The following is a 12,344-nucleotide window of genomic DNA, read 5'->3' as shown; positions in this document are numbered from 1 at the left end:
GCATTATCAATGGTTTCTTAATGATTAGTTAATTCAGAAATTTCCCTTTTTTAGCCTGTTTTACTTTAAGAGGAGTGACATCATTACCAGCAGGGTCTATTACTTTTACACTTTCGATTGTATCCCTCATTGTTGCACGAAATGTCTCTAAATATTCTTTTCTTAATGCACTTTGTTCTTTTGCTTCTTCAATAGATAATCCAGTTGATTTTGATTTCCTTGAAAGTTCACTTATTCGTGCAATTTTTTCTTTACTTAACATAAGATTCACCCTTTAAATTTTATTCTAATTTAAAGGTAAGGAAAAAACACACAGAGTGCAAGCCTTTAACCTTCGTGTGTATCAATAAATTCAATAAATCGTCTATTTACAGTTGCTTTACTAATTTCAAAACCTAATCCTTTTAATGTGGATGCAATTTCTTCATAAGTTAAACCTGCATGACGTAATCTTACTATTTCTTGAACTGGAACTTCAATGCGGTCCCTACCTTCAGGGTTACCCCGTGTTTTTAAATTACTCTCTGGGCGAAATCCTTGGGAAACCGCACGCTTCATTCCTCGTTTAATTTTCGCATTATGTAGTTTCCGTTGGTACTCTTCTACTAATGCAAGAATTTCTAATAACATTGAATCCATTTCATTTAAATTTAAAACTCCTTTGTCTTGTAAAGTAAAAACGGATGTATTCGTTTTCTGCAATAGATGTAATACGGCCATTCTACCGTTACCACGACCAATACGAGTCTCATCTTGCACAAACACAGCTTTTATTTGTTGTTCTTTTACAAAGGATAATAAATCAAGAAGTCCATCTCTTTCAATGTCATAGCCACTATGTTTATCTACAAATACATCTGCTACCTCATAGCCTTGATGAGCAGCAAATTGTGATAACTCTTCTTCCTGCCTTAGTAATGATGTTTCTTGTGTCTCCTTTTCTGTGCTAACTCGGCAATAAATGACTGCTTTCATCGACTAACACCTGCTAATTCTGTGGAATAATCATGATGAATACGTTCTGATCCATTGGGGATAAACAGTGTATCTCCCGCTTTAATATGTGCAGTATGTAAGTTATTTAATGCCATTACTTCATTTATCCAAGCTTCCTTTGACTTTTCAGAACCAAATTTATCAGCAAGCTTCCATAACGAATCTCCACGTTCTATTGTGATCGGATAATTTTCACTTTCACTTTGAGAATTAAAAATAACAAATGTCATAATAAAAGATAGACTTAAACCTATAAATAAAGTGATAAAATAATTTTTTTGTAATAGTTTCATCAAAAAACCCCCATTTTAGAATGCTTGTTCGTTTGTACAACTTTATAATAAAACGAACACATGTTTTTTGTCAACACCTTTTCAGAACCTATGTTTGCATATTGTTTTAGAGACTGATATACTGTAAATAAGAAAGAATAAATTAATATTATTTAAAAGAGGTGAATGTATTGAAGAAAGCATCTAAAAGACAAGAAGATATTTTAGCGTTTATAAAAGAGGAAGTACGAAAAAAAGGATATCCACCTTCCGTACGCGAGATAGGTGAAGCAGTAGGACTAGCTTCTAGCTCAACTGTACATGGCCATTTAGCTAGATTGGAAAGTAAAGGATTGATAAGAAGAGATCCTACTAAACCACGTGCAATCGAGATACTAAACGGTGCAAATTCGATAGAAAAACAAGGTGTAGTTCACGTGCCTTTAATCGGTAAAGTAACCGCTGGACTTCCAATTACAGCAATTGAAAATGTGGAAGAGTTTTTCCCACTTCCTGAAACTTTCGGTACATCAGATGATCACTTGTTCATGCTTGAAATTATGGGCGACAGTATGATAGAAGCAGGAATATTAAATGGAGATTATGTTGTTGTTAAACAACAACAATCTGCTAATAATGGCGAAATAGTTGTTGCTATGACAGAAGATGATGAAGCAACTGTAAAACGTTTCTTTAAAGAAAAATCTTTTTTCCGTCTGCAACCAGAAAACTCTTCGATGGATCCAATTATCGTCAATGAAGTAACGATACTAGGTAAAGTTGTTGGTGTATATCGTCATATGCAATAAATCCTCTGTAACTTGACATATTCTACTATAAAGCTTACTATTATGTAGAGCCGATATCATACTAAAACGAAAAGTGGACATTTTCGTTTTAGTCATCGAAAAAACCCCTTTACCTTTTTGGTTGAGGGGTTTTTATTTTGATATTGAAAAATCGGAAAAATTAATGTGAATGGTTTTGCACTTGCATTGCTTTCTACGATACTAATTTTGGAGTTTTTCGTAGCTGCACCACAAGCAGGTCATGAAGCGGAAGATTACTTTAGCAATTGTAAATACCTAAATAAAATATATAAAGGTGGCGTCGCAAAAGATGCAAAAGCCAAAAACAAAAGAGGTAGTCAAAATTTAAATCTGCCGTTTCTGCTGAAATTTATACCCTAAATATAGATAAAGATCGTGATAAATAATCTATCGCATGTGAATGAACATTTAAAGTTATTATTACTTCGAAAACTATAAAAAAACCTCTACAAATTTATAGTAGAAGTCTTTAAAAAGCTTAGTCAAACATCTCATAAATCCCAATAAAAATAAGTAACCATCCCGAAATGGTTATTGAATAGTTACCAATAAACGTTTTATTAAGTAACAAACCAAAACGACTTCCAATTCCAACTGTTAAAACTGAAAAAAATCCAATAGAAATAACTGTCCAAATAGCAGAAATTCCACTTGCTCCAATTGCAATTCCACTTACCAAACAGTTTACAGATAAGATAAATCCTAAGGTAATTGCTTCTCTAATTGAAATGATATTGTTTCCATCTTTATCAATGTTTTCTGTTTTATTGGAAGAATCCTTATTCGAAAATCTATTCGATAAAATAGTCCACAAACCAATAATACATAGTAGGAAACTACCTAAGAAGTTTGCAAGTAAGGTTGGAATATACGATGTGACTAGTTCTCCACTTACGATTGCAACATAAGAGACCACCATAGAAATAATTGCAATTGTTACGTTCGAAAATATAGGGATTTTAGTTTGTTTTATTCCATAGGCCAAACTTATTCCTAAATTGTCTAAATTAGCTGCTATCCCTATCAGGATAATTGTTATCCAATGCATATTTTCCTCCCCAAGACCATTGATCTCTATTTATAAGGATATGCAAAAGAATTTTTTTTGTTAAATAACACTTTAGTTGAGTTAATTGAAATTGATTCACTTATTTTGTATTTATTATTCAAAAAACACCATAAACTGTTTTCCTAAAATTCAATTTCTATACCATTTAAGATTAAACGATGAGTGATGTCAGCCTTCAACGACGCGGATACAGCGCAATATTTTTCTTCTCCCAGTTTAATCGCACGAACTACTTTTTTCGCATCAATATCCCCTTTTACATCGAATAAAAGCTCAGCTGCAGTAAACGCAGTTGGCAATTCTTCTCGTCTAGAACCCTTAACTATTATTTCGATGGACTCCATTTTTTCTAAATGTGGTTTTAAGATCATCGTCACATCTATTCCAATACATCCTGCTAGAGCACTAAGTAACATTTCTGTTGGTGTAGGCGCTTGACCTTCCCCTCCATAATTAGGTGTTGCGTCCATATTCATCGGATAACCTGAAGGACCTTTTGCTTCAAAAGCACGTCCTCCTTCCCATATCGCTCTTACTTCCATCGTTATCAACCTTTCTGCTCTTAAAATTCTTTTACTTTTGCTAAAAATTTTTGTGCACGCTCTGTAACGGGATGCGCAAAGAACGCCTTTGGTTCCGCATCCTCGATGATCCGTCCATCCGCCATAAACAAAATACGATCAGCGACATTTTGGGCAAAATTCATTTCATGTGTTACGATCACCATCGTCATTCCTTCATCTGCTAATTCTTTCATCACTTTTAGTACTTCTCCAACTAGTTCAGGATCTAACGCTGATGTCGGTTCATCAAATAGCATGATTTGTGGTTCCATTGCAAGTGCACGAGCAATTGCAACACGTTGTTGTTGGCCACCTGATAGTTTGGAAGGATAAACACCTTCTTTTTCTTGGAGATCAACACGTTTCAATAACTCGGTAGCCATTTTTTTTGCAAGTTCTTTTGATTGTTTCTTGACGACAATTAAAGCTTCCATTACATTTTCGATAACCGTTTTATGTGGATATAAATTAAATTGCTGAAACACCATGCCGGTATCTTGACGGATGGCATGAATTATTTTTTGGCGTACCTTTTTCTTATTTGTTGCTTGTAATAGATGATCATTAACAGAAATAGATCCGCTCGTGATTGTTTCTAGTCCATTTATACAACGTAAAAAAGTGCTTTTTCCTGAACCACTTGGTCCAACGACTGCGACAACTTGATGAGCAGGAATCGTCAATGAAATATGTTTTAACACCTCATGTTGACCATAGCTTTTGGATAAATCTATTGCTTGTATCAAAACTTTCCCCCCCTCTAGTATACCGATAGTCGTTTCTCTATTTTGTTTAAAATAAATGTAAATAACGTACTCATAATCCAGTACATCACTGCAATCGATAAATAAAATGGCATATACACATAATATTGCGCGACTAATAACTGAGCAGAACGTAATAACTCTGTTACAGCAATAACCGATACTAATGAAGTTTCTTTTAACATACCTACAAATGTATTACCAAGTGTTGGTATAGCGATGCGAATTGCTTGTGGGATGACAATACGTCGAATAGCTTGCCCCTCCGTCATCCCTGTCGCAAGCGCAGCTTCAGTTTGTCCTACTGGCACTGCTTGAATAGCCCCGCGGAATGCTTCTGAAACATAAGCTCCAATATTAATACTCAGTGCAATATAAGCCGCTGTGAGCGCTCCTAATTCAATGCCATAATCAACAAGACCATAATATACAATGACGATTTGAACAAGTGGCGGCGTTCCTCGAATAATTGATACATACACTCTCGCTATTGTACGAAAGAAACGATTACCTTTTAAACGAGCAATCGCTGTAATTAAACCAATAATCAAACCGAAGAACATAGATACCACTGTAATTAATAATGTATAATAAGCCCCTTTCAGCAAAAAGGGCAAATTATCAATTACCACATCCATAGAAAATACCTTCTTTCTTTAATCAACTACAGGTTCTTCCCCAAACCATTTTAAGAAGATTTTTTTATATGTACCGTCTTGTTTCATATCAGCCAATGCTTTATTTAACGCATCTACTAGGTCCGTACTCCCTTTTTTCACAGCTACGGCAGCTTTATCGGATTTTATAGGTGAACCAACAACTTTTACTTTAAATCCATTTTCTTCAATAATAGGTTTTAATGCGTATACGTTATTAATTGTTGCATCTGCCCGACCTGCTTCTAAATCTTTTAAGGTGGTGATTACATCATCATACGTATTGATTTTAAAGTCTCCTACTTTTGGCATTAAGTCATTACGTAAAAATGCTTCATCATTAGTTCCTAATCCTACGGCAATTTTCTTCCCTTTGAAATCTTCTACAGATTGAATCGTTGTATTATCCTCTTTTACAATCACTTTTACATCATTTGTAATATATGGTTCTGTAAAATCAATTTGTTTTTTACGATCGTCCGTTATGGTTACTTGACTTATTAAAATGTCGAATTTACCTTTTTGTAATCCAGGTATAAGTCCAGAAAAATCTTGAGCAACAAATTTCGCTTCTACACCTAATCGTTTCGATAATTCTTTTGCAATATCCACGTCAAAGCCATCGTATTTGTTCTCTTTATTCATAAAATTGTAAGGTGCATAAGTACCCATTATGCCTACTGTCATTTCACCTTTATCTTGAATAGCTTTTAACGAATTTTTATCGTTTCCTTTAGTCGAATTATTACCACAAGCTCCTAACAACAAGGCCGTCATTACTGCTAGAGCCAATAAAACCTTACTTTTTTTCATCACATTTTCCTCCTTATTTTATACACCAAACAAACAAAAAAAATAAATTTCAATTTGAACAGTTTTTTAACCAGTTGTTCTATATCCACTTGATACTAGTCATCATTTATCTTGACGGATTCATTAATCTTTTAAATCCTATAAGATTACTATTCATTAGTCAACTACTCTACATTATTCTGAGTTTTCTATCTAGTCAACCTTGTACGTTAAGAAGTTTAAAATATATTCTAGGACATACTTTTAACACTTTTATATAAAAATTTTCATTGTTAATATGATTATTCCCCATATTGATTAGTAATAACATTAATTTTTCATTAAATTATCAAGAGCATTTTCATTCAATAAATAATTCATTAATTCCTTACATACCTGAAAAAAGACTTATCCAAAGAATAGCGGATAAGTCTTTTTTCTTATTTTAGTATCTCTGCTCTAACTGTTTTTACTCTTTTTTAACGCATCGAGTGTTAGTGGTCCTACAATTCCGTCAGGTGTTAATCCTTTAGATTTTTGAAATGCTTTAATCGCCGCAACAGTTGCCGGCCCTTCAATTCCATCCACAACAATCTTATATCCTGCTTTTACTAAAAGTTTCTGTATTTCTACCACTTCCTGAACGACGATATAATTTAAAGGATTTACTGCATTCGGTTGACCGGCAGCATATTTTGGAATATGAATTTCAAAGTGCAAGTTGACTCCTGTAGCATTTCCTGTATCTCCTTTTATACCGACTTGTTGACTTCGTTTAACGACCTGTCCAACTTTAACTGAGATTGATTTGAGATGGGCGTACAATGTTTCGTAATCTTTGCCATTTAGTTGATGAGCAATTGTTACTGTATTACCATATCCCTCTATAACTTTTGCTCTCGTCACTATACCACCTGCTGCTGCAATAATTCTTGGACTTCCATCACTACCAAAGTCTACCCCTTTGTGCAACCTTGAAGTATTAGTTTCAGAGTTTTTTCGCAACTGTCCAAAACGTGAGGTGATACGTCCTTCACAAGGCTTAAAAAATAACATATATTTCCCTCCTTTCAATTCTTTTGGATCCGCTTGTACAAACCAATGCTTCACTCTATTAATAAATGCAATTACTAGTTAGAATACATAGTCAATCTTCATTACTTTATTCAAATAATATTTTCTTGTTTTGTTTCCTTTTCTCTCCCCTAACTTTTCAACGTCTCTTTTGGACAAGATTCATTTACTTTCCTTCACCCATATTTTAGAAAAGAGGTAATTAACTTTTTCTCATTAATTTTAATCAGGAGCGTGTGTCGTTGGAGAACATTCAAGATATTTGCAATCAATATGGACAAATCGTTAAAGGAAAAGCTAGTGTAAAACAAGGTGCTTGTTCAGTAGAACTGGAGCGTAATCTAAACGTTACCATTCAAGGCCGTCCTAGTAGAAGTGCACTTCCTGCAGGAATAACATTTGAATCGCTAGATTACGAAGGAAGTGCATTGAACCTTGGGGAAGTAGCAGTGCTTCAAGAAGAATTACCCGAATTTGTTAAAGCTTTAGTGAATAATAATTTAATAGTTAGCGCTATTCACAACCACTGGATCTTCACCAATCCAACTATTTTATATGTACACTTTCAATCTGTTGAATCCCCTTTATCTTTTGCACACAAGTTTGCTAAAGCATTTCAGGTATTAAATCATTAGGAAGAGATTTAAAATACTTTAAAATGAACCATTTTACTATTACCGTTAGAATTCAAAAGGATCGCGAAGTGACTGCGTCACTTCACGATCCTTTTTCGGTGATCTTGTGGTCTTGTAGCGGGTGTTTGTCCAACGCATTCTAAACAAGGTGCATAAGATTTGAAAATGAGAGACTAAATCCTGTCCTTCTTTTAGAATCGGCCAATAATATTTCATCCGTTCGGCACTTCTTGATCAATAAATACTATGTATTTTTATCTGGTGCCACCTTCTAAAATGATATAGCCCTTGAATTATTTAAACTATTTAAGTTAAAAGTCACGTCTGTTAATTAACCTTTTCTTGAATTTTAGTAAAAAAGTTAATAGAATCCATTTGCATTTACACGTTTTCGGTTTACTTTGGAGACTTTAGAAATAGTGCGACTCATTAACCGCTAGGATTTCCGCTCTAGGCGGAAGCTTTCCGCGGGGGAGCGATGAGCCAGCACCGTCGCATGCGCGCCTCTTGTGATGGCACATCTGTCTCCGAGGTACGAAGGCTAAGAGCGCCACATCGTGTGGCAACGCCTTCGTGACCAACATCCTGTTGGCCTCCGTCTGGAGTCGCCGCCTGCCGCTCCAATCCAATGAAGTTTGCTAGCTAATCAGAGCGATTATCCTACAATATTAAGGCATATGCTCAACATTGAAATAGTGCACCATTAATAGGCACATCTCATGCCAGGTAAAGGCTTTACTAAGAGACGTTTGTCGCGTTCATAACCTGTTATGTCTCATTTATCCATTTATTGGATTTTTTATAAAATGAGGATACTTATTGCCGGAGCCGCGTCGGGCCGCATGATCCGTAGGATGAGACCCACTCGGGCGAAGCACGAGTTGGCTCATGCAAGGTGCGGCAAGCGCGGAGGAATACTGCGCATTATTTCTAAAGTATAATTTGTTGGTTATCTTTAGTTAATTCACATATGCTATTGGGAATAATTAGCTAATCAACAGACGTGGTTAAAAGTAAAAAACTAATACGAAAATCTTTAATTAGACTTAAATTCAACTATTTCTTTTTCCCCAAAAATAGCGCATAATAAAAGTAATTATAAAGAACCAAAGAAGGGATTAATGACCTATGACACTTATGAAGCATGAGCTCAAACTTTTATTAGACGATTACGATAAATGCGACAATTTGTCTATTAAAGAGCAAATACTAATAGATATTTATCTATTAAATGAGGCTTTAACTATTTTGCAACAGGACGAGCAAAACCAGCTTTTTAATGACCAATAAAAAGTCTCAAACGAAATAAGAATGCGGATCCCTTCTTCCATTTTTCAAAAAACATAATCAGTTTATTATAGAATCACTTGTATCGAAAGTAAGCGTCACTTTCTTACACAGCACCTCCATACGAGTCGTATTCCTTTGCAAAAATAAGGAAGGAACGACTGGTAAAAAAGTGGTTAATCAACAGGCATTCAATAGAATCGACTTATTCATCGATATGAATAGCTTTCATTCCAATTAATAATGTTTTCGCATCTTCGTTCAAATATTGTTTTATGTCTTTCCTCATCAAAAGATCCGAATTGCTTTTGATCGACATTCTCAAACCTCTAACATCAAATTTTGAAGCATATGCATTAATGGCATGTACCGCGCTCATTTCAATTCTATTTAATGGTTTTGTGTGGGGTTCAGTATTGTCTTTCAAAATCTGTAACAATGATCTTGCATTACTTCTTAGAAGATGCCTATTCTCATTAATTAATTCCATATTTTCTTCCATAATTTTTCTTGCAGAAACAAAATCTAAGTTATCCATAACTTCATTCATTTTTTTCATTAATTCATTAATATCCATACTAACACCTCTAACCTATTTCTATTGTTATCGGTCTTACCAAATTATTATCAATAGTTAAAAAGGTATAGCACTTCAACCCTCTCGGCCCACGATTATTTACCTTTAAAATTAAGTATAGCTTTTTTATCAAAATTATGATGGAATGCTTCTTACAAATAGCTTACTTAATTATTTTCCCGTAAGAACAACGCCCTGATACTTTTCTAATAATTGAATAAGCTATTATATAAAACTACCTGTTACACCATCACACCACCCTTGAGAGGCGTCTGTGTTTTAGTATCAAAATTACCCATCAACAGAATGCCTCTTTAAAATATTTTCTAAAAACCAAACAGATTAATCACACAGACTTTTTTAATCGACATAGAATGAACTATCCCATATAGAGGAGGTGTACAATTTGAGTGAAGCAGTTGGTGGATACGGGCAAAGAAATGGTTCAGGATTCGCTTTAATTATTGTTCTGTTTATTCTTTTGATTATTATTGGCGCAAGTTTCTTAAACACTGGTGGCGGTTACGGCGGAGGATATTGTGGCGGCGGTTACGGCGGAGGATACGGTTGTGGTTGCTAGCTAAGAGATTAAAGTCAATATCTTGAGTACATCTGAGACAGGTTTTATACCTGTCTTATTTCATGAAAACTGCATAAACTCGAGATACCCTTGCAATTGAGGGGTTCAAGCATATGAGAGAGGCTCTGAGAATATTGATTAATGCACGAAATTTTTAGATGGATCACATGACTTCATATTAAGCGCTTTGCTGACGACTAACAATGAACTAGTTCAATTACTATTTCCCCGTGTTCTACCCCCAGTACTTTTAAAGCTTATTTTCAAAAAATAAAAAAGAAAAACACCGAACAAGTCGACTTACGACTGAACGATGTTTTTAAGGAATTACATAAGTTGATAAATATTATTTTCTTTACTTATTTTTTGGGTTTCGTATGGAGTGTGAATGATTTTGCAGACTCAATTAAATTAAACCACCTCATCAATATACTTCATAAACCTAGTGTTTATAAGCTTAGTACATCTTCAAATACTGTTCTCTTTCCCACGGATGAACAGCCGTTCGGAACATATCCCACTCAATCTCTTTAGCTTCTACAAAGTTTGCGTAAATATGCTCACCAAGTGCACCACGAATTATTTCATTTTTACCTAGTTCTTTAATGGCTGCATGAAGTGAAGATGGCAAGTTGTAGACACCATGTTCATTTCTTTCTTCTTCGGTCATGACATAAATATTGCGATCCACTGCAGGTGGTGGTGTTAATTTGTTTTTAATACCATCGAGTCCTGCTTGTAGAATAACCGCCATAGCAAGGTATGGATTTGCAGCAGGGTCAACAGAACGAACTTCAATACGAGTGCTTAAGCCTCTTGAAGAAGGAATACGAATTAAAGGACTTCTATTTTGACCTGACCAAGCAACGTAACAAGGAGCTTCATAACCTGGTATTAATCGTTTATAGGAGTTTACTGTAGGATTTGTAATAGCTGTAAAACTTTGTACATGCTTTAATACCCCCGCCATAAACTGCATAGAAGTTTCACTCATTTTATTTTCAGCGGATTCATCAAAAAATGCATTTTCTTCACCTTTAAATAGGGAAACGTTAAAGTGCATTCCAGATCCAGCTACTCCAAAAAGTGGTTTTGGCATAAACGTTGCATGTAAACCATGTTTACGAGCAATTGTTTTAACTACTAACTTGAATGTTTGGATGTTATCACAAGCAGTTAATGCATCTGCATATTTAAAGTCTATCTCGTGTTGTCCAGGAGCTTCTTCATGGTGAGATGCTTCAATTTCAAAACCCATCTCCTCTAGCTCAAGTACGATATCACGACGGCAGTTTTCACCTAAATCTACTGGCGCTAGGTCAAAATAACCGCCATGGTCATTTAGTTCAAGCGTTGGTTCTCCTTGTGCATCTAGTTTAAATAAGAAAAATTCAGGTTCAGGTCCTAAGTTAAAACTTGTAAATCCTAACTCTTCCATCTCTTTTAGAACTCGTTTTAAGTTATTACGTGGGTCTCCAGCAAAAGGTGTTCCATCTGCTTTATTCACGTCACAGATTAGTCTAGCAACTTTACCTGTACCTGTAATCCAAGGAAACACTACCCATGAATTTAAATCTGGTACTAAGTACATATCCGATTCTTCAATGCGAACGAACCCTTCAATAGAAGAGCCATCAAACATCATTTTATTGTCGAGAGCTTTATCGAGCTGACTCACTGGAATTTCAACGTTTTTAATCGTACCAAGGATGTCAGTAAACTGAAGACGAATAAAATTCACCTCATTTTCTTGAACGAATCTTTTTATGTCTTCTTTTGTATACTTGCTCATTATTTCACTCTCCTATTGATTTTTATATATGAACCCCGCTTTAACTTTAAAAGCGAGAGAGTTCCCTTGTCTTAATGATGCGCGTTGGTGTCTTTGCGCAATTTGCATTTCTTCTCTGAAGATTGCTCGTAATTGTGCATCGGAAATAGCTTGTTGCACTTCTTTGGTGGAAGTTGTGTTGTTTTTCATTTCAAATATTTGTTTAATACCCGCAATGTTTACTCCTGAGGATATCATATCTTTTATTTCTAATAAAAGATCGACATCATCCAGCGAAAACATACGCTGCTTTCCTTCTGTTCGTGCAGGTTGGACTAGTTCGTGCTCTTCATAATAACGAATTTGCCTTGCTGTTAAACCTGTTAACTGCATCACGATATTCATAGATAACAAAGCCATCGAACGTCTCCATTCCTTTTCCATCACTGCACCCCCAGTTGAATATAGTAACACTATA

17 protein-coding genes are annotated in these 12,344 nt (G+C 35.1%); 5 read left to right on the top strand and 12 right to left on the bottom strand.

The window, feature by feature from the left end:
* Positions 1-28: 28 nt before the first annotated feature.
* The 3 genes from ACEPXG_RS07195 to ACEPXG_RS07185 form a co-directional block, all read right to left on the bottom strand.
* The gene (locus ACEPXG_RS07195) at positions 29-262 is read right to left on the bottom strand and encodes a DUF896 domain-containing protein (protein ID WP_151699573.1); all 234 of its coding nucleotides are present in this window, start codon (positions 260-262) and stop codon (positions 29-31) included.
* 65 nt (positions 263-327) lie between these two features.
* Positions 328-975: a recombinase family protein gene (locus ACEPXG_RS07190; RefSeq protein WP_391208850.1), complete on the bottom strand. Its 648-nt coding sequence runs from the start codon at positions 973-975 to the stop codon at positions 328-330.
* A complete protein-coding gene (locus tag ACEPXG_RS07185) occupies positions 972-1,289 on the bottom strand; it encodes a LysM peptidoglycan-binding domain-containing protein (RefSeq protein WP_391208847.1) in 318 nt (105 codons plus the stop codon). The genes ACEPXG_RS07190 and ACEPXG_RS07185 overlap by 4 nt, the downstream gene beginning before the upstream one ends.
* 170 nt (positions 1,290-1,459) lie before the next feature.
* On the opposite strand from ACEPXG_RS07185, the gene lexA reads away from it, so the two are divergent.
* Both lexA and ACEPXG_RS07175 read left to right on the top strand, forming a co-directional pair.
* Positions 1,460-2,077 (top strand): transcriptional repressor LexA, encoded by a 618-nt coding sequence (gene lexA, locus ACEPXG_RS07180; protein WP_151699570.1) that lies wholly within the window; start codon positions 1,460-1,462, stop codon positions 2,075-2,077.
* Positions 2,078-2,242: 165 nt separating this feature from the next.
* A complete protein-coding gene (locus ACEPXG_RS07175) occupies positions 2,243-2,458 on the top strand; it encodes a hypothetical protein (RefSeq protein ID WP_391208845.1) in 216 nt (71 codons plus the stop codon).
* Between the two features lie 118 nt (positions 2,459-2,576).
* Here the strand turns inward: ACEPXG_RS07175 and ACEPXG_RS07170 are convergent, their stop codons facing one another.
* From ACEPXG_RS07170 to ACEPXG_RS07145, 6 genes are all read right to left on the bottom strand, one after another.
* The gene (locus ACEPXG_RS07170) at positions 2,577-3,146 is read right to left on the bottom strand and encodes a manganese efflux pump MntP family protein (protein WP_391208843.1); all 570 of its coding nucleotides are present in this window, start codon (positions 3,144-3,146) and stop codon (positions 2,577-2,579) included.
* A 143-nt stretch (positions 3,147-3,289) separates the two neighbouring features.
* The gene (locus ACEPXG_RS07165) at positions 3,290-3,709 is read right to left on the bottom strand and encodes an OsmC family protein (protein WP_391209824.1); all 420 of its coding nucleotides are present in this window, start codon (positions 3,707-3,709) and stop codon (positions 3,290-3,292) included.
* 20 nt (positions 3,710-3,729) lie between these two features.
* Positions 3,730-4,476, bottom strand: coding sequence for an amino acid ABC transporter ATP-binding protein (locus ACEPXG_RS07160; RefSeq protein ID WP_391208841.1), 747 nt, complete (start codon positions 4,474-4,476; stop codon positions 3,730-3,732).
* Between the two features lie 14 nt (positions 4,477-4,490).
* Positions 4,491-5,132, bottom strand: coding sequence for an amino acid ABC transporter permease (locus tag ACEPXG_RS07155; RefSeq protein WP_391208839.1), 642 nt, complete (start codon positions 5,130-5,132; stop codon positions 4,491-4,493).
* An 18-nt stretch (positions 5,133-5,150) separates the two neighbouring features.
* Positions 5,151-5,963: a substrate-binding periplasmic protein gene (locus tag ACEPXG_RS07150; RefSeq protein ID WP_391208837.1), complete on the bottom strand. Its 813-nt coding sequence runs from the start codon at positions 5,961-5,963 to the stop codon at positions 5,151-5,153.
* A 438-nt stretch (positions 5,964-6,401) separates the two neighbouring features.
* The gene (locus tag ACEPXG_RS07145; RefSeq protein ID WP_391208834.1) at positions 6,402-6,998 is read right to left on the bottom strand and encodes a peptidoglycan DD-metalloendopeptidase family protein; all 597 of its coding nucleotides are present in this window, start codon (positions 6,996-6,998) and stop codon (positions 6,402-6,404) included.
* A gap of 260 nt (positions 6,999-7,258) precedes the next feature.
* Between ACEPXG_RS07145 and ACEPXG_RS07140 the strand changes: the two genes are divergently transcribed.
* Positions 7,259-7,651, top strand: a complete 393-nt coding sequence (locus ACEPXG_RS07140; protein ID WP_391208832.1) for a DUF1259 domain-containing protein — start codon at positions 7,259-7,261, stop codon at positions 7,649-7,651.
* Positions 7,652-8,779: 1,128 nt separating this feature from the next.
* Positions 8,780-8,941 carry a hypothetical protein gene (locus ACEPXG_RS07135; protein ID WP_391208830.1) on the top strand — a complete coding sequence of 54 codons (162 nt, stop codon included), beginning with the start codon at positions 8,780-8,782 and terminating at the stop codon, positions 8,939-8,941.
* A 202-nt stretch (positions 8,942-9,143) separates the two neighbouring features.
* Here the strand turns inward: ACEPXG_RS07135 and ACEPXG_RS07130 are convergent, their stop codons facing one another.
* Complete coding sequence (locus ACEPXG_RS07130; protein WP_391208828.1) at positions 9,144-9,515, bottom strand: hypothetical protein; 372 nt, start codon at positions 9,513-9,515, stop codon at positions 9,144-9,146.
* Positions 9,516-9,921: 406 nt separating this feature from the next.
* Between ACEPXG_RS07130 and ACEPXG_RS07125 the strand changes: the two genes are divergently transcribed.
* Positions 9,922-10,095 (top strand): YjcZ family sporulation protein, encoded by a 174-nt coding sequence (locus ACEPXG_RS07125; RefSeq protein ID WP_391208826.1) that lies wholly within the window; start codon positions 9,922-9,924, stop codon positions 10,093-10,095.
* Positions 10,096-10,552: 457 nt separating this feature from the next.
* Here the strand turns inward: ACEPXG_RS07125 and glnA are convergent, their stop codons facing one another.
* Positions 10,553-11,887 (bottom strand): type I glutamate--ammonia ligase, encoded by a 1,335-nt coding sequence (gene glnA, locus ACEPXG_RS07120; protein WP_391208824.1) that lies wholly within the window; start codon positions 11,885-11,887, stop codon positions 10,553-10,555.
* A gap of 12 nt (positions 11,888-11,899) precedes the next feature.
* Positions 11,900-12,310, bottom strand: a complete 411-nt coding sequence (locus ACEPXG_RS07115) for a MerR family transcriptional regulator (protein WP_391208822.1) — start codon at positions 12,308-12,310, stop codon at positions 11,900-11,902.
* Between the last annotated feature and the right edge of the window lie 34 nt (positions 12,311-12,344).

It is taken from the genome of Psychrobacillus sp. L4 (genome assembly GCF_042944905.1).
Lineage (GTDB): Bacteria > Bacillota > Bacilli > Bacillales_A > Planococcaceae > Psychrobacillus.
The sequence above is the reverse complement of the archived record's forward strand: the minus strand, read 5'-3'. Positions and strand labels throughout refer to the sequence as shown.

Bases quoted from the DNA above. Each gene is read 5' to 3' on its own strand.
- glnA (WP_391208824.1), bottom strand. From the start codon at position 11,887: ATGAGCAAGTATACAAAAGAAGACATAAAAAGATTCGTTCAAGAAAAT.
- ACEPXG_RS07115 (WP_391208822.1), bottom strand. From the start codon at position 12,310: ATGGAAAAGGAATGGAGACGTTCGATGGCTTTGTTATCTATGAATATC.
- ACEPXG_RS07170 (WP_391208843.1), bottom strand. From the start codon at position 3,146: ATGCATTGGATAACAATTATCCTGATAGGGATAGCAGCTAATTTAGAC.
- ACEPXG_RS07150 (WP_391208837.1), bottom strand. From the start codon at position 5,963: ATGAAAAAAAGTAAGGTTTTATTGGCTCTAGCAGTAATGACGGCCTTG.
- ACEPXG_RS07135 (WP_391208830.1), top strand. From the start codon at position 8,780: ATGACACTTATGAAGCATGAGCTCAAACTTTTATTAGACGATTACGAT.
- ACEPXG_RS07145 (WP_391208834.1), bottom strand. From the start codon at position 6,998: ATGTTATTTTTTAAGCCTTGTGAAGGACGTATCACCTCACGTTTTGGA.
- ACEPXG_RS07155 (WP_391208839.1), bottom strand. From the start codon at position 5,132: ATGGATGTGGTAATTGATAATTTGCCCTTTTTGCTGAAAGGGGCTTAT.
- ACEPXG_RS07185 (WP_391208847.1), bottom strand. From the start codon at position 1,289: ATGAAACTATTACAAAAAAATTATTTTATCACTTTATTTATAGGTTTA.
- ACEPXG_RS07130 (WP_391208828.1), bottom strand. From the start codon at position 9,515: ATGGATATTAATGAATTAATGAAAAAAATGAATGAAGTTATGGATAAC.
- ACEPXG_RS07165 (WP_391209824.1), bottom strand. From the start codon at position 3,709: ATGGAAGTAAGAGCGATATGGGAAGGAGGACGTGCTTTTGAAGCAAAA.
- ACEPXG_RS07195 (WP_151699573.1), bottom strand. From the start codon at position 262: ATGTTAAGTAAAGAAAAAATTGCACGAATAAGTGAACTTTCAAGGAAA.
- ACEPXG_RS07190 (WP_391208850.1), bottom strand. From the start codon at position 975: ATGAAAGCAGTCATTTATTGCCGAGTTAGCACAGAAAAGGAGACACAA.